Annotated in this window: 26 protein-coding genes, 4 tRNA genes and 1 pseudogene; 11 read left to right on the top strand and 20 right to left on the bottom strand. The window is 66.9% G+C overall.

The genetic code is table 11. The features are described from left to right. Positions 1-82: 82 nt before the first annotated feature. From AB0C28_RS48980 to AB0C28_RS48965, 4 genes are all read right to left on the bottom strand, one after another. Complete coding sequence (locus AB0C28_RS48980) at positions 83-490, bottom strand: PIN domain-containing protein (protein WP_358083285.1); 408 nt, start codon at positions 488-490, stop codon at positions 83-85. Further along, the gene (locus tag AB0C28_RS48975; RefSeq protein ID WP_357862018.1) at positions 475-726 is read right to left on the bottom strand and encodes a type II toxin-antitoxin system prevent-host-death family antitoxin; all 252 of its coding nucleotides are present in this window, start codon (positions 724-726) and stop codon (positions 475-477) included. The genes AB0C28_RS48980 and AB0C28_RS48975 overlap by 16 nt, the downstream gene beginning before the upstream one ends. 789 nt (positions 727-1,515) lie before the next feature. After that, positions 1,516-1,827, bottom strand: a complete 312-nt coding sequence (locus AB0C28_RS48970; RefSeq protein ID WP_358083282.1) for an ankyrin repeat domain-containing protein — start codon at positions 1,825-1,827, stop codon at positions 1,516-1,518. 302 nt (positions 1,828-2,129) lie between these two features. Next, positions 2,130-2,411, bottom strand: coding sequence for a hypothetical protein (locus AB0C28_RS48965; protein ID WP_357861950.1), 282 nt, complete (start codon positions 2,409-2,411; stop codon positions 2,130-2,132). A gap of 645 nt (positions 2,412-3,056) precedes the next feature. Here AB0C28_RS48965 and AB0C28_RS48960 point away from each other — a divergent pair. Continuing rightward, on the top strand, positions 3,057-3,599 hold the full coding sequence (locus AB0C28_RS48960) for a hypothetical protein (protein WP_219532519.1): 543 nt from the start codon (positions 3,057-3,059) through the stop codon (positions 3,597-3,599). A gap of 789 nt (positions 3,600-4,388) precedes the next feature. Here the strand turns inward: AB0C28_RS48960 and AB0C28_RS48955 are convergent. From AB0C28_RS48955 to AB0C28_RS48940, 4 genes are all read right to left on the bottom strand, one after another. Then, a tRNA-Phe gene (locus AB0C28_RS48955) sits at positions 4,389-4,462 on the bottom strand. Positions 4,463-4,467: 5 nt separating this feature from the next. Then, positions 4,468-4,542, bottom strand: a tRNA-Asp gene (locus AB0C28_RS48950). Between the two features lie 99 nt (positions 4,543-4,641). Continuing rightward, positions 4,642-4,714, bottom strand: a tRNA-Glu gene (locus tag AB0C28_RS48945). Then, complete coding sequence (locus AB0C28_RS48940; RefSeq protein ID WP_358083279.1) at positions 4,715-6,214, bottom strand: metallophosphoesterase; 1,500 nt, start codon at positions 6,212-6,214, stop codon at positions 4,715-4,717. A gap of 114 nt (positions 6,215-6,328) precedes the next feature. Between AB0C28_RS48940 and AB0C28_RS48935 the strand changes: the two genes are divergently transcribed. Beyond that, positions 6,329-6,670 (top strand): metallopeptidase family protein, encoded by a 342-nt coding sequence (locus tag AB0C28_RS48935; protein WP_346105549.1) that lies wholly within the window; start codon positions 6,329-6,331, stop codon positions 6,668-6,670. Positions 6,671-6,779: 109 nt separating this feature from the next. Beyond that, positions 6,780-8,063 (top strand): MFS transporter, encoded by a 1,284-nt coding sequence (locus AB0C28_RS48930; protein ID WP_358083276.1) that lies wholly within the window; start codon positions 6,780-6,782, stop codon positions 8,061-8,063. Here AB0C28_RS48930 and AB0C28_RS48925 read toward each other — a convergent pair whose 3' ends face one another. Continuing rightward, positions 8,064-8,351 (bottom strand): PspC domain-containing protein, encoded by a 288-nt coding sequence (locus AB0C28_RS48925; RefSeq protein ID WP_357861956.1) that lies wholly within the window; start codon positions 8,349-8,351, stop codon positions 8,064-8,066. A gap of 94 nt (positions 8,352-8,445) precedes the next feature. Between AB0C28_RS48925 and AB0C28_RS48920 the strand changes: the two genes are divergently transcribed. The 4 genes and pseudogenes from AB0C28_RS48920 (at position 8,446) to AB0C28_RS48905 (ending at position 12,572) form a co-directional block, all read left to right on the top strand. Continuing rightward, positions 8,446-9,600, top strand: coding sequence for an acyl-CoA dehydrogenase family protein (locus AB0C28_RS48920; protein WP_357861958.1), 1,155 nt, complete (start codon positions 8,446-8,448; stop codon positions 9,598-9,600). Positions 9,601-9,649: 49 nt separating this feature from the next. Further along, positions 9,650-9,725: transfer RNA gene (locus AB0C28_RS48915), tRNA-Lys, on the top strand. Between the two features lie 428 nt (positions 9,726-10,153). Continuing rightward, a pseudogene (locus tag AB0C28_RS48910) lies at positions 10,154-11,068 on the top strand (DUF5996 family protein); the annotation flags it as partial. 337 nt (positions 11,069-11,405) lie between these two features. Next, a complete protein-coding gene (locus AB0C28_RS48905; protein ID WP_358083274.1) occupies positions 11,406-12,572 on the top strand; it encodes a low temperature requirement protein A in 1,167 nt (388 codons plus the stop codon). Positions 12,573-12,813: 241 nt separating this feature from the next. Here AB0C28_RS48905 and AB0C28_RS48900 read toward each other — a convergent pair whose 3' ends face one another. The 4 genes from AB0C28_RS48900 to AB0C28_RS48885 all read right to left on the bottom strand — a co-directional run bounded on the left by AB0C28_RS48900 (position 12,814) and on the right by AB0C28_RS48885 (position 15,697). After that, complete coding sequence (locus AB0C28_RS48900; protein WP_358083271.1) at positions 12,814-13,113, bottom strand: GNAT family N-acetyltransferase; 300 nt, start codon at positions 13,111-13,113, stop codon at positions 12,814-12,816. A gap of 348 nt (positions 13,114-13,461) precedes the next feature. Then, the gene (locus AB0C28_RS48895; protein ID WP_357861978.1) at positions 13,462-14,304 is read right to left on the bottom strand and encodes an alpha/beta hydrolase; all 843 of its coding nucleotides are present in this window, start codon (positions 14,302-14,304) and stop codon (positions 13,462-13,464) included. 379 nt (positions 14,305-14,683) lie between these two features. After that, complete coding sequence (locus tag AB0C28_RS48890) at positions 14,684-15,451, bottom strand: pirin family protein (RefSeq protein ID WP_357861980.1); 768 nt, start codon at positions 15,449-15,451, stop codon at positions 14,684-14,686. A gap of 39 nt (positions 15,452-15,490) precedes the next feature. Then, entirely contained in the window at positions 15,491-15,697 is a 207-nt protein-coding gene (locus tag AB0C28_RS48885) for a YceI family protein (RefSeq protein ID WP_358083426.1), read from the bottom strand. Between the two features lie 326 nt (positions 15,698-16,023). On the opposite strand from AB0C28_RS48885, the gene AB0C28_RS48880 reads away from it, so the two are divergent. Then, positions 16,024-16,545: a MarR family transcriptional regulator gene (locus AB0C28_RS48880; RefSeq protein WP_358083268.1), complete on the top strand. Its 522-nt coding sequence runs from the start codon at positions 16,024-16,026 to the stop codon at positions 16,543-16,545. Here AB0C28_RS48880 and AB0C28_RS48875 read toward each other — a convergent pair. The 3 genes from AB0C28_RS48875 to AB0C28_RS48865 all read right to left on the bottom strand — a co-directional run bounded on the left by AB0C28_RS48875 (position 16,542) and on the right by AB0C28_RS48865 (position 18,593). Beyond that, complete coding sequence (locus AB0C28_RS48875; RefSeq protein ID WP_358083265.1) at positions 16,542-17,006, bottom strand: hypothetical protein; 465 nt, start codon at positions 17,004-17,006, stop codon at positions 16,542-16,544. The two genes, AB0C28_RS48880 and AB0C28_RS48875, sit on opposite strands and share 4 nt — an antisense overlap. Positions 17,007-17,183: 177 nt before the next feature. Continuing rightward, entirely contained in the window at positions 17,184-17,966 is a 783-nt protein-coding gene (istB, locus tag AB0C28_RS48870; protein WP_358083261.1) for an IS21-like element helper ATPase IstB, read from the bottom strand. A 54-nt stretch (positions 17,967-18,020) separates the two neighbouring features. Next, positions 18,021-18,593, bottom strand: a complete 573-nt coding sequence (locus AB0C28_RS48865; protein WP_357861989.1) for a hypothetical protein — start codon at positions 18,591-18,593, stop codon at positions 18,021-18,023. Here AB0C28_RS48865 and AB0C28_RS48860 point away from each other — a divergent pair. Further along, the gene (locus AB0C28_RS48860) at positions 18,562-18,918 is read left to right on the top strand and encodes a hypothetical protein (RefSeq protein WP_358083258.1); all 357 of its coding nucleotides are present in this window, start codon (positions 18,562-18,564) and stop codon (positions 18,916-18,918) included. The genes AB0C28_RS48865 and AB0C28_RS48860 overlap by 32 nt on opposite strands. Here the strand turns inward: AB0C28_RS48860 and AB0C28_RS48855 are convergent. The 4 genes from AB0C28_RS48855 to AB0C28_RS48840 all read right to left on the bottom strand — a co-directional run bounded on the left by AB0C28_RS48855 (position 18,890) and on the right by AB0C28_RS48840 (position 21,447). Then, a complete protein-coding gene (locus AB0C28_RS48855; protein WP_358083255.1) occupies positions 18,890-19,444 on the bottom strand; it encodes a hypothetical protein in 555 nt (184 codons plus the stop codon). The genes AB0C28_RS48860 and AB0C28_RS48855 overlap by 29 nt on opposite strands. A gap of 655 nt (positions 19,445-20,099) precedes the next feature. Further along, positions 20,100-20,336, bottom strand: coding sequence for an alpha/beta hydrolase (locus AB0C28_RS48850; RefSeq protein WP_357861994.1), 237 nt, complete (start codon positions 20,334-20,336; stop codon positions 20,100-20,102). After that, positions 20,333-20,731, bottom strand: coding sequence for a hypothetical protein (locus tag AB0C28_RS48845; protein WP_357861996.1), 399 nt, complete (start codon positions 20,729-20,731; stop codon positions 20,333-20,335). Before AB0C28_RS48845 ends, AB0C28_RS48850 begins: the two co-directional genes overlap by 4 nt. A 263-nt stretch (positions 20,732-20,994) precedes the next feature. Then, complete coding sequence (locus tag AB0C28_RS48840) at positions 20,995-21,447, bottom strand: VOC family protein (protein WP_346114098.1); 453 nt, start codon at positions 21,445-21,447, stop codon at positions 20,995-20,997. A gap of 342 nt (positions 21,448-21,789) precedes the next feature. On the opposite strand from AB0C28_RS48840, the gene AB0C28_RS48835 reads away from it, so the two are divergent. After that, entirely contained in the window at positions 21,790-22,479 is a 690-nt protein-coding gene (locus AB0C28_RS48835) for a hypothetical protein (protein ID WP_358083252.1), read from the top strand. Then, the coding region (locus AB0C28_RS48830; protein WP_358083249.1) for a transposase at positions 22,436-22,942 on the top strand (507 nt) is incomplete at its 3' end. The genes AB0C28_RS48835 and AB0C28_RS48830, both read left to right, overlap by 44 nt.

Below are 22,942 nucleotides of genomic sequence, written 5' to 3'. Positions count from 1 at the left end.
CTGTCGTCAAGCCTACGAGAAACTCCCCGGCCGAAACCGAACCGAGGCGTTCTTGCCGGTCAAGTCTGGTGGCCGTCACCACTCAGCGCGGAACCACCTGCGCGCGGACACCCGGAAGATCATCAAAAGCGGCCGAGGCGTCCATGGTGATCACTGTTCTCGCAGTGGCCGCAGCCGTCGCGGCGATCAGCAGATCGTACGCTCCCCGAGACTTACCTTCTCGTCGGACATGCGCCATAAGACGAGCATGGACTCTGGCAACGTCCGTTGTGTACTCCTCGACCGGAATCAACGCCAGCACCTCATCCACGAAGGCCTGCCGATCAGGTCGCCGCATCGCATCGGCCATCTCCACACCGACGAGCAGTTCGGCCACCGTGATCGCCGCAATGGCCACATCATCGGCGTCCTCGATCACGGAGTCCACGGGTGCCCGGCCTCGCTCGGCGGCGATGAGCACACCCGTGTCCAGGATCAGGCGTCGGGCCACGTGCCCCTCATCTCGTCGTCGATCGCCTCCCTGGCCGCCAAGACATCAGCCTCGAAGTCCGCGTCCAGTCTCCCCACGCTTCTGGCCAGGAACGCCTTGACCATTCGCCCTGGCGCGGTGGGCGCAGGGCCGATCACGGCGATCTGCTTACCTCCGCGAGTCACCACGATCGTCTCCCCGCGCTCGGCTTCGTCGAGAACCGTCGCGAAGCTGCGAGACGCTTCAGTGGCAGTCATCACCTTCACAAAATCAGATTATCTGATTCAGTCTCACTTTGGGTGGCACCCGCCACGCTTGAGCTCCAGACGGACATGAAACGCCTCCGAGTGAGGCTCGCTTCAGGTCCCCTTGGTCTTCCACTGCCTTCAGTGCCCTCGGTTCCGGCGGCCTTTGAACGACCTCGTTCGTCGACCGTCTGCTCGTCAGCGGTCCCACTGAGTACAACTGAGAAGTGCGCGCTGGACGGCACTTCTCAGTTGCCGCTCAGTACGACCGCCCAGCCCAACGCGGCTCTCAAGGTTGCCGCGCCCCGGACAATGCCCTCCCCCGCAGATGAGAGCATCCCGTCAGGCGGTGTCGATAAAGTGGAGGATCGCATTTGCCAGTGCCTCCGGGGCCTCCATCGCGACGTCATGGCCCACGCCGTCGAACTGCACCGAGGTGATCTCGGTCGACGCTACCTAGGACAAGGTCTGTGCCATGAAGGAGCCGTCGCCCCCGACCGTCAGCACGGCCATTCGCAGCCCAGGAGACTCCGTGAGGCTCTGATCCGGGGGCTTTCCTGCAGCATCGACCGATAACGCCGCGCCAACCGGTCGGCCGTGCGTAAGCGCGGGTGAACTCGTCCAGATCAGCATCGGTGATTGCGCCCGGGGCTGCGTTCATGGCCGGGAACGCGTACTGACCGAGGAACTCGCGTTCACGGCTGCTTTGCGTCAGCCGGAGTCGGAGCCTGATCGACGATCACTTCGAGATGCCGGTTGCTCTCCTCAGCTACTCGGGATGATCCCGCAGCCATGCCTCTATCAGCCGGCCCCCAACCAGTGCCGGTTGACGAAGGCGAAGTGCTCCGCCGAGACTCCTGTGCCGCCGTGCGATCGCCGTCGTGGATCTGCTCCATTCACGAGAAGGAGCGCCGTCATGTCGACGTGGAGCCAATCGCCTGTCTGCACGTGACCGTCCACTTCCACCTCGATCGCGTGGTGGAGAAGCGTTAGCCCGTGGTGCTCCTCATGGACATCCACGCCTCCATCCAGAAGCGCCTGAAGCTTCTCGGCGTCCTCCATCTCGACCGCGAGATGCGCGGGACTCATACCGTGGTCCAACCCATGCTCCATCGCGACGTTGCTGTCACAGACACGAAAACGCCCCGGAGCGATTCCACGCTTCGGGGCATCTTGGCTGTTCGAAAAAGGTGGTCAGGGGCAGGGTCGAACTGCCGACCTTCCGCTTTTCAGGCGGACCAATCATCCTGGCCGGGCAGCGGAGATCATGGTCAGAGGGTGGTGGACGGTGGCCGAGGTGGGGTCTACGTGCGGGGACGTTGCTGTCAGCGCTGCTGTCGCCTGAACATCCGACAGACGATGGAGCGGCCCGAACAGGCCAAGCCATTCGGGACGCTCATTCGAGGCACCTGCGGTCAGGACAAAATCTCCGCACGTAGCACCTCGTCACGCAAAGCGCCGTGAACCTCGGCAAAGTCGGCGGTGTAGTTCGTCTGGCGTCGAAGCTCCTTGCGCACGGCATCGACCACCACTTCCGACAGAAGCACCTGTGCCAAGGACTTCGGCGACGTCGCGGCGCCGGCCCTCCACAGGTCACAAAGCGTCTCTTCACAGCCCTGGATCTGCGTGAGGATCTGCTCTTCGCATTGCTCACTACTGAATATCTTTTGGGCACGGAAGCGCGTAGTCGCTTCCATGACGCCAGCCAGAGTCGATGGGCTTTTTCGCAAGTCATCTAACACGGGTTCGAAGGTTGACTCATTTGCGACAGCGTGCTCTGCTCACAGTCACCTTCAAAGCTCTGCGCCGGGTCACCCTCGATCCCTGCCGCATCGGAAAATCCTCCAGGCAGCGCTCGTCCTGCTTCATCACGAGCATGACCGGACCATGTCGCCATCACATAACGTGACCTTCAGTTACGGAGAACAGCTTACTCCGATGATACGGAATTTCCACATCACAGGTTATGGTCTGAGATCAATGAATCCGGCCCTGACCTGCACCAATCTCGGCGCCGCGCCAAACTAGTGGCCAACCCTGATGAGCTGCGCCTTCTTTCGCAACCGTTCGATCTGGCCGAAACCAGCCAGGTACAGCGCATTCTTCCCAGGGCATTTCTGAGTTATCCTTGACCCCAGCAGCCGGATTTGAAGACACCCTTGCAGACTTCGTCATAAACCGTTTCTTGTGACTGCACACGAGGTCAGGAGTAAATAGAGCAGCGACTCTTGAAGTCGCTTACTCGCGCACATCCCGGCATGCTCAATCGACCGCGCGCTCCTGACTGGATCCCATTCAGAAACAGTCCGGCAAAAAGAACCCACTCACGCGAAGGGATCACAATGCATTTCCGAACGCGCGCCATGCGCTTGGCCGCCCTGGTGGCCATGAACTGCGCCCTGATCGCCGCTTTCACCACCAGCCCGGCCGACGCGGACCGTACCCCGTCCACGCCGTTCGCCACCGAGAACCAGAACACCCCCTGGAAGGGCTACAAGCGCTCGTACACCGTGACTCTCGTCCGGACGGCCGCCGCGGTGCCGACGAGCGGGCAGGCTCCGGCGGCCATCATCACCTGCAGTGGGGGCATCTCCAACCCGACCGTGGTCGGCGCCCAGGTGGTCGCCACCGCCTCCGCGCAGTGCGACGCCCTCGTCGACACGATCGACCTCGCCATGACTTTCGTCGTCAACGGCACCGGACTACCCTGGGAGATCACGACGGGGAGTAACGTCTCGCAAGTGGGGAACTCCAGATCCGTCGCGTGCCCGGGAGGAAGCGCCACCTACCAGTCTCTGGGAGCCGCGCGATTCACGAAGGCCGGCTACGCGAACTCACCCCTCGTGATGAGCGGCGGGTCCGCGACTTACACCCTCTCCTGCTGATCCCGCGAGCAGAAGTACGTCCATCCACCGCCGTCACCCGACCCTGCTGACGCCGCGCCCACGAAACCCTGAATCCGTCGGCGCCCCCAGGGACGGTCACATGACGGCCGAACGATCGAGGGCCTGACCGCCGTTACCAGCGATCAGGCCCTCGACCCGCGACCACCGCCTCGGGGTGGTGGGAGGGCCCGGGGACGGTTCAGCCGGAGGGGTACGGGCGCAACGCGTCATCCAGGGCCTTGAATCTCTAGTGAGGACAGGAAGCCGTCGAGCGAGAGCACGGCGTGCACGGTTCGGTGTCTGAGGAACATGGGAACCGGATCGTGCGCTAAGCGTTTGTCGTGGTGAGCATCGGTTTGACCGTCCATGATCGCTTCCGGGAACTTCGAGGGTCTTGTCGTAGACCCCATAAAGGTTCACGGTGCCGGTCGAGTTCTTGTCCGATGAGCAGGCGGCGGGGTTCGCCTCGTTTCAGGGGCCGCAAGACGGCTGATCGGCGACGAACGCCGCCACCGCCGAAGGTGCCTGCGACGGGCGCGGATCACCCGGCGCTTCTTCCGCTACCCGAGCTAGGCAGTCGGGGCGCTCCCGAGGGAGCACCTGGCCGTCGCCGTCAACCCACGTCAAAGGCTCATCGCGGGCAAGCAGTTGTACCACCTGCTCGCCGAGACGCCCGGGTCCGGCGACCTGCTGGGAGCTGGCTGAAGAAGACTGGTGACGTTGCTGTCACCAGAGATCAAAAGCCCCGAACGGTGATCCGTTCGGGGCATTCGTGCTGTTCAAAAAAGGTGGTCAGGGGCAGGGTCGAACTGCCGACCTTCCGCTTTTCAGGCGGACGCTCGTACCAACTGAGCTACCTGACCCAGAGCGGTCCTGACGGGACTTGAACCCGCGACCTCCACCTTGACAGGGTGGCGAGCACTCCAAACTGCTCTACAGGACCTTGCTTGGTGTTGCTGTCTTGCTGTTTGCGCTCGCTTAGCTTACCAGCTCTTCGGTGGCCTTAGACCATCCGTTTTGCGGGTGCGCCAGGCGCTCGCAGTGCCCCCAACGGGATTCGAACCCGTGCCGCCGCCTTGAAAGGGCGGTGTCCTAGGCCGCTAGACGATGGGGGCTCAGGATTCCCTGTCGCCTTCCGTCGGAGACCTCTGAAGCATAGGGGACGATCGCCCCTGATGCCAAAGTGGCGGACCGGCGGCCGGTGACCGGGTGCCAGTGATCGTTCCCGTTGGCGACGGGGCGGTCGTTGGCTCTGGGGAAATCATACGTTGTGGGTCGGGCTCCACGTGACGTTGAATGTAGACCGACTGCTCCCCGAGTCCGCCGAGCGTGATGTCGTCCCAGGCCTGCAGCCGTCTGGTCTCCTTGTCGAAGTACAGGACGGACGCCTGTACGGGGGTCGGCTGAGCGTGTTCGAGCGCGCGCAGGCCGGCTCCGCCGGTCGAGCCCTGGACGAGCATGCGGGTGCCGGTCGGGAACAGGTTCGTCCTGCGTTCGTGGGCGTGTCCGGCGAGGATCATGGGGGCCGCGCCCGAGAAGCCCTTGCCGATCTCCCCGTCGTGCACGGCGATCACGTCCGCCTTGTTGACCTTGGGCACGTGGGAGCGGCCGAAGTGGGCCAGTGCCTTCGGGTCGGAGTCGACGGTGACCGATTTGTCGGGGGTGAAGCGGGGGTCCCCGAGGCCGTAGATGGTCAGGCCGGCGACCTTCCTGGACCGGTCGTCGAGAACGATGGCGTTCTTCTGCTTCTCGACGGCCTTCTGGGTCGTCATCGAGTCGTGGTTGCCGCGGACGAACACGTACGGGACCTTCAGGGTGCCGATCTCGTCCACGAACTTGTTCTCCGCCTTCGTGCCATGGTCGGAGATGTCGCCCGTGTCGACGATCAGGTCTACGGCGAACTGGTCCTTGAGCGAGCGGATGACGTTCCAGGCGATGGGGTTGATGTGAATGTCGGAGACGTGCAGGACGCGGATGGTCTTGGGGTTGGCGTCGTACAGGGGCAGGTTCGAGACGGTGTCGTAGAGCTTGGAGACGTTCATGACGAGTTTGGTGAGCTGCGACCGGTACGACTCGAACTTGCTGACGATCGACTCCGCGCTGCCCACGAGCGAGGGGGCGGCGGCGATCAGGCCCGAGTAGCGCGGCTCGACGAGCGAGTTCGGGCGGAACGTGAGAGCGGCGAGGGCTCCGGTGGCGGCCAGGGCCACGGAAGCCGCCAGAAGGCCCATCAGAGCCACTTTCGGACGCCGGAACACCATCAGCACGGCGAGCAGCGCTCCGGCCCCGGCACAGAGCAGCGAGCGGATGACGAGGGCGCGCACGCCGTCGAGGAGGTCGTCCTCGATCACACCGGGCAGGCGGTCGGCCAGGCGCGGATCCTCCAGGAGGGATTTGGCACGTTCCTGGTCGATGTTCTCCAGCGTGATGCGCAGCCGCAGCGGAGCGGCGTGGGTGCGGAAGGTGAGGGTGCCGAGCGGGCTGGCGTCGACGACCGTCTCGCCGCCCCAGGCCGGCCGGAGCGACATTCCGGTCTCCACCGGACCAACCTGCGTGCGTACGGTGCCGCTGAGGAAGATGCCGAGCCAGGCACCCACGGCGGCCACGAGGAGCACGGCGGCGATCCTCGCCCCACGCGCTGCCCCTCGTGATCGAATAACTGTCTTTGCCCTGTGCGCGAACTTCATACAGATTCTTGCTTACCTGACCGGCGGGGCAGAATGGCAAGTGTGATCGAGGTTTCGCGGGAGAAGTTCGAGGAACTCGTGGCCGAGGCATTGGACACGATTCCTCCGGAGCTCACGCGCGCCATGAGCAATGTCGTGGTCACGGTCGTCGATGACCCGCCGGAGCCCCACCTGCTCGGCCTGTACACCGGTGTCCCCCTCACCGAACGCGGCGACTGGTACTCAGCTGTTCTGCCCGACCGGATCGAGATCTACCGCAATCCGATATGTCAAATTTGTGCCACCGAAGCGGACGTGATCGACGAGGTCCGCATCACGGTCGTGCATGAGGTCGGGCATCACTTCGGCATCGACGACGCGCGGCTTCACGAATTGGGCTGGTAACCCTTTGCTTTTGGTTGGCTGCTTTGGGTTGCGGCCGACCCTCCGTTCGGGCACCTTAGGTGACATAGCGAGCACCCTGAGTCAGGTACAGCGGAGTCCAATGGGGGCCATGCGGGCGAGACGGCCGCCGGGACGGCATCGCCGTGCCGGACAAGAACGACAAGTCACATATCGAGAGGTCATCGCCGTCAGGGAGTTCCGGGCGCTCTGGTACGGCCAGGGTCTCTCGCTCCTCGGCGACCAGCTCGCGCAGGTGGCGCTGGCCGTGCTCGTCTACGATCGCACGGGCTCACCCCTGGCCACGGCCGCCGTCTACGCGCTGACCTACCTGCCCAGTATCGTCGGCGGGCCGCTGCTGGCCGGCCTGGCCGACCGGTTCGCGCGCCGGGGTGTCATGGTGACCTGCGACCTGCTCAGGGCCGCGCTGGTGGGCGTGATGGCGGTGCCCGGCGTGCCGTTCTGGGCGCTGTGCGCGCTGGTCTTCCTGGTGGTGCTGCTCAGCGCACCCTTCTCGGCCGCGCGGGCGGCGCTGCTGCCGGAGGTGCTCGAAGGCGACGCGTACGTCATGGGCTCGGCCCTGCAGAACATGACCAACCAGGCCGTGCAGATGCTCGGTTTCGCGGCCGGCGGAGCGCTCATCGCCACGATGGGCCCGTACCGGGCGCTGGCCCTCGACGCGGCCACGTTCCTCGGATCGGCGCTGATCCTGGTCTCGGGCGTACGCCGCCGCCCCGCCGCCCAGCCCGACGGCGCCAAGCCGTCCATGTGGACGATGACCAAGGGCGGAGCCCGGCTGGTCTTCGGGTCGCGCAAGCTGCGCACGCTGGTGCTGTTCGCCTGGCTCTGCGGCTTCTACATCCTGCCCGAGGGCCTCGCCGCCCCCTACGCCGCCGCCCTGCACACCGGCGGCCTGCCCGTTCCCATGATCACCGGGCTGCTGATGGCGGCCATGCCGGCCGGGACGGTGGTGGGCGCGTTCCTGTTCAGCAGGTTCGTCTCGCCGCCGAGACGGCTGCGGCTCATGGGGTGGATGGCCATGCTGAGCTGCGCGCCCCTGATCGTCACCGCGATCCGGCCGCCGCTGGCCGTGGTGCTGGTGGCGTGGGTTCTGTCCGGGATCGGTGGGGCGTACCAGCTCGCGGCCAATGCGGCCTTCGTTCAGTCCGTACCGCCCGAACGTCGCGCGCAGGCGTTCGGCCTCGTGCAGTCGGGGCTGATGGCCGTACAGGGGATCGGCATCCTGGTGGGCGGTTTCGCGGCGGAGAGACTCGGCCCCGAGCCGGTGGTCGCGCTGGCGGGGATCGCCGGGGTGATCAGCGCGGCCGTGCTCGCCATGATCTGGACCGAGTCTCGTAACAAGACCGCCCGGGTGGGTGCCCAGGCCACCGCCTGATCACTGCTGGGGCTTCTGCTCGCCGCTCCAGTCCGTGGCCGCCCGGTTGGCCTGCTGCTTGTTGATCAGGTCCTGGACGATCGAGGTGTCGTGCTCCTCGTCCGGCATGAGGAGCCAGCCGATCGCGTAGACGCCGACGCCGATGCCGCCGAACAGGGTCGCGATCGCCAGCGCGATCCGGACCAGGTTGGCGTCGATCCCGACGTACTCCCCGATGCCCGCGCAGACACCCGCGATGATCCGGCCCTTGTGCGTCCGACGCAGCTTCTTGACGTTGTATTCGCTCATGCCTCAAGACTGCCCGCCGGGCCGGTGTTCGCACATCAGGATTGCCCCTGGTAGAACCCTGGTAGCCCCCTATGTACGAGGGAGAGGACCCACCATGGACGACCTGCTGCGCCTGGACGACCGCCTCGGCCCTGACCAGCGGCTCATCCGCGACACGGTCAGATCCTTCGTCGCCGACCGCGTCCTTCCGCACGTCGGGGACTGGTTCGAGGAGGCCGTCTTCCCCGCGCGCGAGCTGGCGCCCGAACTCGGCTCGCTCGGGCTCCTCGGCATGCACCTCCAAGGGTACGGCTGCGCGGGCACGGACGCGGTGTCGTACGGCGTGGCCTGCCGCGAACTGGAGGCCGGCGACTCGGGCCTGCGCTCCTTCGTGTCGGTCCAGGGCTCGCTGGCCATGTTCCCCATCTGGCGTTACGGCTCCGACGAGCAGAAGAACGAATGGCTGCCCCGCATGGCCGCCGGCCAGGCCATCGGCTGCTTCGGCCTCACCGAGCCCGACCACGGCTCCGACCCGGCCGGTATGCGGACGTACGCGAAGAAGGACGGCTCCGACTGGATCCTCAACGGCTCCAAGATGTGGATCACCAACGGCTCGATCGCCGACGTCGCTGTGGTCTGGGCGCAGACCGACGAGGGCGTACGCGGCTTCGTCGTCCCCACCTCCACCCCCGGCTTCTCCGCCCCTGAGATCCACAAGAAGCTGTCCCTGAGAGCCTCCGTCACCTCCTCCCTCTACTTCGACGACGTACGCCTGCCCGCCTCCGCCGCCCTCCCCGGCGTCGTGGGCCTGCGCGGCCCGCTCTCCTGCCTCTCCGAGGCCCGTTTCGGCATCATCTGGGGCGTCGTCGGCGCCGCCCGCGCCTGCCTGGAGGCGGCCGTCGACTACTCGAAGACGCGCGTCCAGTTCGACAAACCGATCGGGGCGTTCCAGCTGACGCAGGAGAAACTCGCCTGGATGTACGTCGGCATGACCCAGGCCGGCCTCACCGCCCTGCACCTCGGCGAACTCAAGGACGCCGGGAAGCTGGAGCCGCGGCAGATCAGCTTCGGCAAACTGGCCAACGTACGGGCCGCCCTCGACATCGCCCGCCAGGCACGCTCGATCTTGGGTGGCAACGGGATCACCCTGGAGTACCCTGTGATCAGGCACATGAACAACCTGGAGAGTGTGCTGACGTACGAAGGCACCCAGGAAGTGCACACTCTGGTGCTCGGGGAGGCGCTGACGGGGCTGGCGGCCTACCGGTGATGGAGGCGTCGCGGACGGGGCGGTAATCTCTGTACCCTTGCTGGTGCGAGGGGCGTTAGCTCAATTGGCAGAGCTGCGGACTTTTAATCCGTAGGTTCCGGGTTCGAGCCCCGGGCGCCCTACCACTCCATACCCCGTCCGACCTGCACTTTCTCGATTCTCGGCCCTCTTCTGCGAGGCGAAGATGGCCGAGTTCTTGCTCGTCACATGCTCTTCGGCACGCGTCCGGCACCTCGGCGGGCCGATGGCGTGATCGAAATGAGCCGATTTGCGCCGCCGGGCGTTGGACGCCTGAGACCGGATCATCAAGCCAGACCCGAGCGACACCCAACCGAAGGGCGCAGTGGACGGGTTGCTGGGCGGGACACGCCCGGCTTGGCCACAGACCCGTCCAAGCGGTGATCAAGCCCCCTTCGGCCGAGTTCACGCGCGGTCGACGTGGCGGCTGTCCATCTTGCATGGCTCGAAGCATCGATGCATGCGCCAACCAGCAACCACTGGCGGGCTTGCAGATCCCGAGCGGTTGCCCAAACGACTTGAGCGGCCCTAAACGGTCCCGCTCGCGGAGTGGGCCGAGGCCAAGGAGACCTTTCACCGGTTCACGCAGATTGTCGGCAAGATCCGGCTGTCGGTGAGCAACCGGCGCAACCACTGGTGGCACGTGCCCTTTCATCTGATCGGGCGCGGGCTGACCACCCGGCCGATGGGTGGGCTGGGTGAGCAGCCGCTGTTCAGTATCGACTTCGACCTCGTACGCCACCGCCTGGTGGTGGACGTGCTGGACGGCCGCAGTGCGGGGTTCAGCCTGATCGGCCGGTCGGTGGCGTCGTTCCACGAGCGGCTGTTCGAGACGCTGGCGGGGCTGGGGATCCGGCCGGAGATCTGGGCGGTGCCGTTCGACCTGAGCGACGACACGCCGTTCGCCGAGGACACCCTGCACGCGCGCTACGACCCGGTGCTCATCAACCGGTACTGGCGGATCCTGTCCCAGGTGGCGCAGCTCCTCGACCGGTTCGCGGCGGACTTCTCCGGCAAGATCAGCCCCGTGCACCACTTCTGGCACACGTTCGACATTGCCGTCACCCGGTACACCGGGCGCGCCGCGCCCATATCGCCGGAGACCGATCCGGTGACGCGCGAGGCGTACAGCTGGGAGGTCATCAGCTCAGGGTTCTGGTTCGGCGACGAGGAGCGGCCGTGGCCTGCGTTCTACTCCTACACCGCGCCGGAACCCGAGGGGCTGGAGCGGGAGCCGCTCCGTCCCGAGCAGGCCGAGTGGATCGCCGCGCGCGGCAGCCACCTGGCGGTACTCCGGTACGACGATGTCCGCGCGATGGGTAATCCGGTCGCCGCCGTGCTGGAGTTCCTTGACAGCGCCTATCAGGCGGGTGCCCGGCTGACGGGGCTCGATGTGCACGCGCTGGCCTGTCCGGGGGGCGTCACGGACCCGCATGACGCGAAGGCCTGAACACACGAGAGCGCCCGCCCTCCAGGGAGGGCGGGCGCTCAACGCGTGCGTACCGGTGCGCAGGTCGCCTCTCGGCGAAAGGGGCAACGCCCACCTCGCACGGTCGCATGGACGTCCTCTCCCAGTCCGACGACGGACGGTCCCTGGTCGCGGACTACCATGACGACACATGGGCACCGCCTCGATGTTCACCGTCGTCGGCGGGATGGCCGTCCGAATCGACACCGGTCAGGCGGACCGGGTACGCGGCCTCCGACTCTGACGATCGTAAGGGGAACGGATGACGCGCGATCGGCGGTCGGCGAACCCGACTCGGGCCAGGCGATGGCTCCGCACGATGCGGGCGCGGGATCCGCGCGAGGCACACCGCGCTGCTACCCCGCTGGAGCTGCTGTTCGACCTCTGTTTCGTGGTCGCGGTGGCGCAGGCGGCCGCCCAGTTGCACCACCACGTGACCGAAGCCCACCTCGGCGTCGGGCTGTTGGGCTATGCGATGGTTTTCTTCACGATCTGGTGGGCGTGGATGAACTTCACCTGGTTCGCCTCGGCCTACGACACCGATGACGTTGCCTATCGGCTGCTGACTCTGCTCCAGATGGCGGGTGCTCTGGTACTGGCGGCCGGGGTGCCCGCCGCGGCCACCTCCTATGACTTCACCGTGATCACTATTGGTTATGTGGTGATGCGCGTGGCGCTGGTCGCCCAGTGGCTGCGGGTAGCTCGGCAAGATGCCACCGGCCGCCCGGCGGGGATCCGGTATGCCGTTGGCATCATGGTGGTCCAGGCAGGCTGGCTTGTTCGGTTGGCGCTGCCGCATCCATGGGACTACACGGGGTTCGCGGTGCTCGTGGTCGCCGAACTACTGGTGCCGATGTGGGCCGAGTTCCGGGGCACGGCCACGTCGTGGCACCCTGGCCACATTTCTGAACGCTACGGGCTGTTCACCATCATCGTCCTCGGCGAGGTCATCTTCGCTAGCCTTGCCAGCATCCAATCCACATTGTCCGAACACGGCGTTTCCGGGCAAATGCTGCTGATAGCCGCCGGCGGCCTCATCCTGGTGTTGACAATGTGGTGGATCTACTTCATGGGTCCGGACGCCGCCCTGAGCACGCCGCGTATCGCATTGCTCTGGGGTTACGCCCATTACCTGCTGTTCGCCGCGGTCGCCGCACTCGGCGCAGGCCTACAGGTCGCCGTTGACGTGGCCGTGCATCGCGCCCACGTGGCCGCGACGACGGCGACGTTCGCCGTGGCGGTTCCCCTGGCCGGGTTCCTCCTGGTCATGTGCTGGCTGCGCCGACTGACACACACCGGCCTGGCACATCCGAGCCTGATGGTTACCGGGGCAGTCATCGTGCTGGTGCTGGCCTTGGCCACCCCCGTCCTGGGCGTCGGCGGGGTGATTCTGTCCATCGGCATCGCCGCTGCGGCCACGCTGACAGCAGCTCTTGTGGCCACGCACCGTGACGGGGTACCCCACCCTCCACCGGAGGCACGGTGACATGGTGCTCGATCTCCATCGACTGGCACACCTCATTGCCGCGGCGGAGGACGGCGGCATCGCCTCAGCCGCACGCGCCTGACGAGTCCCAGCAAGCATCGCGATCACGCTCATGCCGAGAGGATGCTCGATGGGTCAGCGTCCTGTCAGTCGCGCGCCGTGGTAGGCCTTCGCTCCCAGCGGCGGGAACGTGTCTTCGGCCGGACGGTCCATGGGTCGTCCCTTTCGCATGGCCTGGGATTCAGTCCGTGACCTTGTTGGCCGCCCGGTACTCCAGGTGCGCGTACTCGGGGTGCCGGGTCAGCCACCCCGCGATGAAGGGACAGACCGCGAGCACCCGCAGTCCCTCCGCCCGGACGGATTCGACGCCTTCGCGCGCCAGCATGGAACCCACACCTCGTCCTTCATAGGCCGGATCGACCTCGGTGTGGACGAAGGCGACAAGCTCCGCCGTGCGAATGTAGGCGGCGAACCCCGCGAGCGTCTCGCCGTCGTGGGCCTCGAATCGGTTGGCGGTGTGATTGTCGGTCACGATGATCATGTGGCGGTCTCCGAGGGTCGGGTGATGAAGCACAGGTAGGTTGACGGTGGAGCTTCGTTCCATGGTTCGGTCTGGGACCGGGTTGGCGCCGTGAGCGACCGGCGCCAACCCGCGTCCGGGCGTCGGGCAGGGTGGTGATGGGCTTGGAGCGGGGCAGCGCGGCCAACTCCTTGGCGCTGAACAGGGCGGCGTGACGCCAGGCGGGCAGGACAGCGATCCGCTGGGCCGTCTCCCCGCCCAGCTGGGCGTCGCGGACGCATCAGGTTGAGCTGGCCGGGTTTGATGACCTGTTCGGAACCGAGCTGTCGCTGGTGCAGCCAAGCCTGCCGCGCTCCCGGTTCATCCGGGTCATTTGCCGACGAAGGCCAGCAGCGCCTCGTTGACCTCGGCGGCGTGCGTCCACAGCAGACCGTGCGGCGCGCCCTGGATCTCGACGTACTCCGCCTCCGGGAACGCCTCGTGGAAGGGGCGTCCAGTGGAGTCGATCGGGAGGATGTTGTCCTTGGTGCCGTGCAAGATCAGTGACGGCTTGCCCGCCGCGCGGACTGCGGCCACGTCCTCGCGGAAGTCCTCGATCCAGGCGGACACCACCGCGTAGGCTGCGACAGGGGCGGAGATGGTGGCGGTGTTCCAGTTGGCAGTGACGACCTCCTGGCTGATTCTGCTGCCCAGGTTCTCATCCAGGTTGTAGAAGTCCTTGTAGAATTGGGTGAACCAGGCGTAGCGGTCGGTCCGTGCGGCCTCGGCGATACCGTCGAACACCGACTGCGGCACTCCGCTCGGGTTATCGTCGGCCGCAACCAGGTACGGCTCCAGCGACGCCAGGAACGCCAGCTTGGCGACCCGTTCGTGACCGTGGGTCTTCACGTAGCGAGCAAGCTCGCCGGTGCCCATAGAGAACCCGACGAGGATGACGCCGCGCAGGTCCAGCGTCTCCAGGAGGGTGTTCAGGTCGGCGGCGAATGTGTCGTAGTCGTAGCCGCTGCCGACCTTACTGGACTGGCCGAAGCCGCGGCGGTCGTAGGTGACGACCCGATAACCGGCGGCGAGCAGCTCGCGAGTCTGGAGTTCCCAGCTGTGCCCGTTCAAGGGATAGCCGTGGATCAGGACGACCGGCTGGCCGGATCCCTGGTCCTCGTAGTACAGCTCGATGGTGGTGCTGTTCTCGGTACCGACCCTCATGTAGCCCATGAAGCCGCTCCTTTTTTGGATCCAGAGAACTCTCGTTCTCGCGATTGGACGGTGTTGACCGTCTATGCCGGGCCTTCTCCGCGAAAGCGAGATTCGGGTCACGTTGACGCCGCGCCGGGGATCGGCTGTGCGCTGCCGACGGTCCCGTGCTCGGCATGCCCGGCGCCAGCGGGAACGATTCTCCGAACGCCATCCTCCCAAGTAATTTTTCAGGCCAGATTCTCCGCCCGACCGTCACCGCCCTGGCTCACCGCCAGGCCTGCGCACGCTTCTTGGGATGAGCTGTCGCCGGGGCATTGAGGGCCGCTCGGCCCAGGCGGCGTCTCGTCGGGTGTTGGACACCGTTCTCCCTGGTGATGCTGTCGGTGTGGGTGCCGGCTCAGGCCGCGATGGTGGCGTGCATCTCCCACACCAGGATCTCGGCCGGCTCCGTGGCGATCACCCGCTGGCCGCCGATGGCGGTGAACCGGGCCGCGTCGCCGGTCACCAGCTCCCCCGCCCCCTCCAGGCTGACGGCGCCGCGCGCGACGAACAGGTGCAGGTAAGGGGCCTCGGGGAGTTGGACGGCCTGACCGGGCTGGAGCCGGGCGGCGTACAGGGCGGCGTACTTGTTCCTGATGCGGATCGCCGCTTCGCCGTCGTGCTTGCTCATGCCCGAGGCGACCGGGACCAGGCCGCCGGAGAGCAGTTCGTGCTCGATCTCCAGTTGTTCGTAGCCGGGTGTGATGTTGTTCTCATCCGGTACGACCCACATCTGGATGAAGTGCACCGGGTCGCGGTGGGCTTCCCCGCCGAGTCGCCAGGAGTCGTTCTTCTCCGAGTGCAGGATGCCGCGGCCGGCGCTCATCCGCTGCGCCAGGCCGGGATAGATCACGCCGTTGTGGCCGGTGGAGTCCTGGTGGACCAGCGAGCCCTCCAGAACCCAGGTGACGATCTCCATGTCCCGGTGCGGGTGGGTGTCGAAACCGGTGCCGGCGTCGACGACGTCGTCGTTGTTGACCAGCAGCAGCCCGTGGTGAGTGTTGCGGTGGTCGTAGTGCTGGCCGAAGGAGAACGAGTGTTTGGAGTCCAGCCAGCCGAAGTCGCTCGTGAAGCGCTCCGCGGCGCGGCGAATGTCCACGCCGTCCGGAAGGATGATGTCGCTCATGGTGCCTGACCTCTCTATGGGTGGTGAACCGGGTGCGTTTCAGGCGGTCTTGATCGCCGAGACCTCGAACGGGATGGTGATCGAGTTGGTCACGCCCCTGATGGACAGGTCACCGGTCAGCTCCAGGCTCGTCTCGCCGGTCTGGCGCACGCCGGTGGTGACGAACGTGATCTGCGGGTGCTCGTCCATGGCGAGGAAGTCGTTGCTGCGCAGGTGCGCGTCCCGCTGCTCGTTGCGGGTGTTGATGCTGGCGGCCTGGATGGTGACGTTCGCGCTGGACCGGCTCGGGTCGGCGCCCGTCGGCGGTGAAGCGGCCCTCGAACTCGTTGAACGAGCCGCGGACCTTGGTCACCATCGCGTGCCGGGCGACGAACCCGATCCGGGTGTGCGCCGCGTCGATGACGTAGACGCCGGACAGGTCGGCCAGCGCGGGGGGACGGCGTGGGCGGTGGTCATGGCTCTGTTCCTTCTGGTCAAGTGGGCGTAACCCCATTTAGGTGACACGTCACGTACTGTACTTGACGCATCCAACCTAGGTGATGTGTCAACTATTCCCGGGTAGGCTTCTGTCCATGGACGCAGCGAGCCCGTGGCTGACCGAGCAGCAGCAGCATGTCTGGCGCAGGTGGTTGGCGTTGAACGCGCGGCTGCCGGCGGCCCTCCACCGTGAGCTGCAGGCAGACGCCGGTCTGTCCCTGCAGGACTACGACGTGCTGGTCCGGCTCACTGACACGGCCGAGGGCCGCATGCGGGTCTCCGACCTCGCCCGCGCCCTGCAGTGGGAGCGCAGCAGGCTGTCGCACCATGTCACCCGTATGGCGAGCCGCGGACTCGTCGAGCGCGAGGAGTGCTCCGACGACGGGCGCGGCGCCTTCATCGTGCTGACACCGGCAGGGCGTGCGACCATCGAGCAGGCGGCACCGGCTCACGTGGGCACCGTGCGCAGACTCGTCTTCGACTCGCTCTCCGAAGAGGAGCTCGACAGCCTCGCCGCCATCACCGACAAGGTGCTCACCCAGTTGGAGCAGGACGCGATGTCGGCGTACTCATCGGCGTGCAGAGGTGCGTACGAGTATTCGTGCAGAGGAGATTAGGGGTAGGCGAAGAGGGTGAGTGCGCAGCTGGAAGCGACGGCCAGGGTGTGGCCAGTCGGCGAGAAGCCTGCTGCGCGGATCTCGCAGCTTTCTTCGCGGTGGATGTGCCACCAGGTTGATCCGGTTTCGTCGTGGTAGGGATCGCCCTTTTCGGACAGCAGGACGCTTTCGTTGGGCCAGTCGGGCGTGACCACGTCGAGGGACCATCCGTTGGGGGTAGTTGTGTGCAGGCCGCCGCCCAGGAGTCCGGAAATGGGAATGGCGATGCCTGCGAGGGGGCCTATTCCTTGGCAGGTGAGGGTGTAGTCGTTTGGCCAGGCCGGGTCTGGATCGCGGTCGCGCGCTATGCGCTGGCCGGTGACGCAGTTGACGAGGCCACGTCCCTGGTGAGATGTCACGAGGATGAGGTCTTCGCCTGATTCGGGGTGCGGGCCGAACCCGACGCCGGTCAGGCCGCCCACCGGTAAGGGTGGCAAGGGCCGCCATGGGGCGGGTGGTGGTTGGAGCGGAGCGTTCCGGAACCGGGCGCGGAGGCGTTCGTGATGGGCGTTCAAGGCGCCGGGTCCTGTCCTCTGGTCGGATGTGATGCAGGGCTGGAGCATCGTATGCCGGGCAAGTTGGGGCCAGAGTTTGCCTGGTCAGCCGGTGGCGGCGATGTCGGTGGCGACTGCGGCCAGCCGGTTCTTGAGCCGGTAGCTGGGGCCGTTGATCGCGATGACTTCGCAGTGGTGCAGCAGCCGGTCGAGGATGGCGGTGGCCAGGACCTCGTCGCCGAAGACCTGGCCCCATTCGCTGAAGGCTTTGTTGCTGGTCAGCAAGATCGAGCCCTTTTCATACCTCTTTGAGATCATCTGGAAGACCAGGTTGGCCTCGTCGCGGGCCAGGGGCAGGTAGCCGACCTCGTCCAGGACCAGGACGTGCGGGCGCAGGTAGGCGCGCAGTTTGGAGGCGAGCCGGCCGATGGTGTCGGCGGCCTTGAGCTGGCGGACCATGTCATCCAGGGTGGTGAAGTAGACGCTGAAGCCGGCTCGGCAGGCGGCGACGGCCAGCGCGACGGCGATGTGTGTCTTGCCCACCCCAGGCGGGCCGAGCAGGGCGGCGTTGGCCTTGGCCTCGGCGAAGGCCAGGCTGGCCAGGTCACGCACCTTGCGGGCGTCCAGCTCCGGTTGGTAGGAGAAGTCGTAGTCGTCGAGCGTCTTGTGGTGGGGCATCTTGGAGATGCGCAGGGCGTGCCGGATGCGGCGTTCCTCGCGGACGGCGTGTTCTTCTTCCAGTACCAGGTCCAGGAAGTCCAGGAAGTCCAGGTAGCCGAGCTGGGCGGCATCGGCGCGGCCGACGTGGTCGTTCAGCTGCTCGGCTAGGTGCGGCAGGCCCAGTTTGGTGGCGGTGGCGCGGATGCGGGCGGTGACCAGCTCACTCAACGTCAGATATCCCTTGCGGCTCGCGGAAGGTTGGCTCGTGGCGGTGGGGCGCGATCAGGAGAACGGGCCGGTGCCGGTGATCTGGTCATAGACCGACAGCGGCCGGCGGCCGACCTTGACGTTGGCGGCGTCGGCCCGGCTGAGCAGGAAGCGCAGCGCTCCGGTCGGTTCGGGGGTGGTTCGGCGTGCTGCCAGCTCATCCGCCGATGCCGATCTGGATGCTGGCGTCGGATCGGTTTCGCCGCTGGTCGTGGTGGCGCGGGTGTGCCCGTCGGGCAGGGCGCGCCAGTGCTCAGGATCAACCACCCGGGCGCCGCGGCCGATCGCGCGTGGGTGCACGGCCAGTAGCGTGATGCCGTGCTCGTCGGGCACCGTGGTGTGCAGGCTGACGGTGGCCGAGGAGGCGCGCACCTCCACCAGTTGCCGGGCTGTCACCTTGGTGGCCGGAACCGAATACAGGTTGGCCTCGAAGGCGACCAGGCAATCCTTGCCGACATGGCGCAGATACCGGTTGGCCACGATGTAGGGCCGCGACGGGATCGGGCGCAGCGCGGCGTGGTCGCGGCGGGCCCGCACCCCGATCACCTCGCCGTGGGTGCGATGGGTCAGGCGGCGGCGCAGCGGCATCCAGGCCTTCTGGGCCTGCCATCGGCGGGCGTTCGAGCATTTCGGCGGCGTGCCTGGCTCGATCGTCTATGACCGCACCAAAACGGTGGTGCGCCGGCACGTGGCGCCGGGCAAGGCGGTGCCGCTGCACCCCGAAGCGGTGGCATTTGCCGGGCATTACGACTTCGACATCGACGTGCTGGCCGCCTACCGGCCCACCGGCAAGGGCCGAGTGGAGCGTCAGGTGTCCATCGTGCGCGACCATGTGCTGGCCGGCCGCTCGTTCGCCTCGCTGGACGAGCTCGACCACGCGTTCCTCAGGTGGCCAGATCCTGGCTGGTGGTGAAGCAGCAAAACGGATCGCGCGAGTACGACAGCACCATGTGGAAGGAGTAGACCTTGGCGATCCCGACATGGGCGAGGATGGCGCCCTCATCGCCCCAGTCGACCTGGGCCTGGGCACCGGGCACCACCTCGAAGCGGCGGTGCAGCCGCGCCAGCTCCTTGGGGCTATAGCCCAACTCCGCAGCGATGCGTGGCCGCGCCTGCTGCAGATAGAGCTTGACCCGCTGATAGTTGCCGGTGAAGCCGTACTCCTCAACCAGCCGCTCGTGGATCACCGTGCCCTTCAACAGCAACTCGGCCCGCAACCACGCATCGACCACCGGCGCATACGCGTCGATCACCTGGTTGCGCCGGCTCGGCCGCCTCGCCGCCACCGGAGGCGCCACCGGGCCCTCATGCTCCAGGTACTTGCGGACCGTGCGCCAGTTCAGTCCGGTCTCCCGGGCGATCTCCGAGATGCTCGCCCCGGACTCCCGCAGCACCCGGAACCGGCGCAGCTCCAGCCACCGCTCGGCCTCCAGCACCATCGCCCGCCCCCGCCAAGATGATCGACATCATCTGGCAGGTTCCCTCAACGCCGCCCACCCCAGCCGCAGACACGCCGCTCACCTCTGTACGTTTACCCGTACCTGACCTTGCACCTGGCCCCGTACGCCGACACGCGACGCCTTGAACGCGGCAGATCCCCGCGTTGGCGCACCCGGTGTTGGGCGCCGAGGTGGAGTTCGAGCGTGTCGCGGTCACCGCCGAGCCTGTCGTGATCTATGTTGACTGCCCGCCTTCGGCCACCGAGTGCGGGCTGTCGTTGGTCGTGGCCCATGGTGGCTCAGCGGGTGTCGCGGGCCGCGCGCTTGATGAGGTCGGTGACCGCGGCGGGTTCGGAGATGGAGACCGCGTGGGAGGCGTCTTCCACGGTGACGGTGCGGGCGCCGGCGCGTTCGGCCATCCACTGCTGGGGCCTTGGGCGGGATGTTGTAGTCCTGTCCGGCGATCAGAGCGTAGGAGCGGATGTCCTTCCAGGCGGCCTTGGCGGCCTTCTCCTCCAGGGCCAGGATGGAGACCGGCCGCTGGGTGGCGGCCATGATCGCGGCGGTGGTGGCGGGCACGTCGGCGGCGAACTGCTTTGCGGAACTTGTCCTGCTTGATGGTCAGCTCGGTGCCGGTGCGGCCACCGGGCAGGGGTTAGAAGGCGGTGTTGAGGGTCTCGGCCAGGGTGCTGCCGGGGAACTTGGCGGCCAGCTCGCCCGCGCTCTCGCCTGCGTCGGGGATGAACGCGGCGATGTAGACCAGGGCCTTGACGTCGGGATCGCCAGCGGCGGCCTGGGTGATGACCGAGCCGCCGTAGGAGTGGCCGATCAGGACCACGGGCCCTTGCACGGAGTCCAGGACGCTGCGCAGGTAGGCGGCGTCGCTGCTCAAGGAACGGCACATGTCACGTCCCCCTCTCGTGGGCCGCGCATAGCGGCCAAGGCTCGCCAGATGCTGGTGGCGGCTCTCTTGGCCTGAAGCTTGGGTGCGGTGCGTCCGGCTTGCGCGAGATGCTGCAGCGCCGAGTGCCGGAGCTGATGCAGGGTCCAGCTCTGGCGGTGCGGGTCGAGTTCGGCGGAGGCGGTCTTGAACAGGTACTCGGCGCGAGGGTAGGACAGCCGCCCCCGGCCGGTGGTGGGGTCGATGTCGGCTGTGGCCGGCGCTCGGCGTCCGGAGGCAGGGGCGCGCCGGTCGGCCAGGAACACCGGCCCCGAGGTGCGGCCGGTCAGCAGGCGGGGCAGGATCCGGGCGGTGGGTGGGCCGGTGCACGTATTGAATGGCGCCACCCTTGGAGACGACGCGGGTCCGACGGAACTCCAGATACGTCCGCCTGGGTGAGGAGACCTCCGCGTGTATCACCACCGAAGCCGACCCCGTCCAGCGCCGCCGTCCCCGCTGAGCTCGACCCTTCAGCCGGATGAACTCACCAGGTCACGTGATCGGCCACACTCGCAGCACCTGATCGTCGTCGGGATCGAGCGCGACCCGGTAGCCGACCGCGTGCAGCGCCTCCTCATGCGCCGCTCACGCCCGTCCCGGCCGGACGGGATCAGGCGGGCGGGTCTGCGTAGACGTCGTGCAGCATGCCGGTGGCTTGGCCGACCTCGATGAGGTGCCCGTCCGGGTCGCGCATGTAGCAGCGGATCTCGGCCTTGCGGTCGATCGGCTCGGTGAGGAACCGGGCGCCGAGCGACGTCGCGTGCGTGTGGAAGGCCGCGATGTCGGCGACGCGGACGTTCATGAAGGCGGTCACCGGGTCGCCGGGCTCGGGCGCCCGCAGCGTAACGTCCGGTTTGTCCGGGGTGGGGCCGCCGCCGGGGTTCATGATGATCCACGTGTTGGCGACCTTCACGATCGCCGGGTTCTCTTCAAGGACGACCTCGCCGCCCAGGACGTCTGCGTAGAACGCGCGCGAGCGGGCCACGTCCCGGACAGTCAGAAAGTGCGTGACTACGAGCCCCTCGACGGGCGCGGGCAGTTGTTCGCGGTCGACCATGCTCATCCCCTCACAGGTTGTGGTGCGCTTTGTGCGCCCAGCGGGCGGGGTCGGCTCCAGGGCGTCCCGATCCCAGCGGGCGACCTCGGCAGCGGGCCTCACTGCAAGGTGTCACGGGTCTCGTGCGAGTCGGCCACGCGCAGCCGCGGCCAGACCTGCCGCCCCATCGCCGTCCCCCCTCGGCCGGATGTCGTGCGCCGTTCTCGCGCAAGGGGGTCATGCCCGGCCGGACGGGGGTTAGTCAGGCAACGAACGTCACATCTGGCCGACGTCTTGGTCTGCTTCGCGACGTAGTCGACCACCTCGTCAGGAAACTCCGCCCGCCCGCGCGGGAACCGCCCGTGCTGCGTGAAGTACCTCAAGGCTCCGGGCAACCACGGCCGGCCTCTGCTGACCCATGCCGACCGTGTTCTGGTCACCGTCATCTACCTGCGTCAGGTCTGCCCGCAAAAAGTCCTGGCTGCTCTGCTCGGCACCAACGCTGTCACCATCGGCGAGGCGATCCGGGAAACCCGCGCCCTCATGGACGAACAGAAGATCACGCCGGACCAGACGACGCACTACTTCTCCCAGGCCCAGGACCTGCATGACTGGCTCGACCACGGCGCAGTTACCAGCCAGATGCACATCTTCCAGGCGCTGACTCACCCCCAGCTGACCGGCATGCCTCGCCGCGACTTCCACACCCTGGCCGAGCGGCTCGCCATTCCCTACCAGGCCCTCCTCGAACAGCGCCGCCACCATCGCCGCGGCGGCGACCGACGACCGGGAACACGCCGCGGCGTCTTCCCCCAGAAGATCACCGACATTGACCGCATCCTGGCCACCGTCCTGGCCCAGCGCCACCTATGCAACCAACAGACCCTGGCCGATCTGTTCGGTGTCAGCCGGGGCACCATCCGCAACGCCGTCGATGATGTCCTTCCCCTGCTCAAACAGGAGGGGCATCTGCCCGAACCAGCCACCCGTCACTTCGCCACGGCTGCAGACGTTCTTGCGTTCGTCACCGGCGCTTCCGTCGACGAAACGCCAAGTTGAATTTTCACAACTCCACTACCTGCGCAACTTTCTGACCTGCGTGAACAAGAGTTCCCAGCCGTTCGTGGCCACTCTGGTCCGCACCATCTTCGACCAGCCGGACGCTGCCTCGGTGCGCACCCAGCACGCCTGGGTCGTGCAAACCCTGGAGGCCAAACACCCCGCCGCGGCTGAGCATCTGGACGCTGCCCGCGAGGACCTGATCGCCTTCGCGGTCAAGGTCCGCGACAACCACAGCGTCCAGGCCGAACCCGCCTACCTTGCCGTCGGCATCGACGCCGACGGTGACAAGCACGTGCTGGGCATCTGGCTGGCCAAGACCCCGCTCGATGCCGCCACCGCCGGCGAATCCGCCCGGTTCTGGACCACGGTGATGAACGACCTGCGCAACCGGGGCGTGCGCGACATCCTCATCGCCTGCACCGACGCCCTGGCCGACTTCTCCGCCTCCACCTGGGGCCAG

The sequence above is a fragment of the Nonomuraea sp. NPDC048892 genome (genome assembly GCF_040649735.1).
In the GTDB taxonomy this organism is placed as follows: Bacteria; Actinomycetota; Actinomycetes; order Streptosporangiales; family Streptosporangiaceae; genus Nonomuraea; species Nonomuraea maheshkhaliensis.
This window is presented reverse-complemented; position numbering and strand designations above follow the sequence as displayed.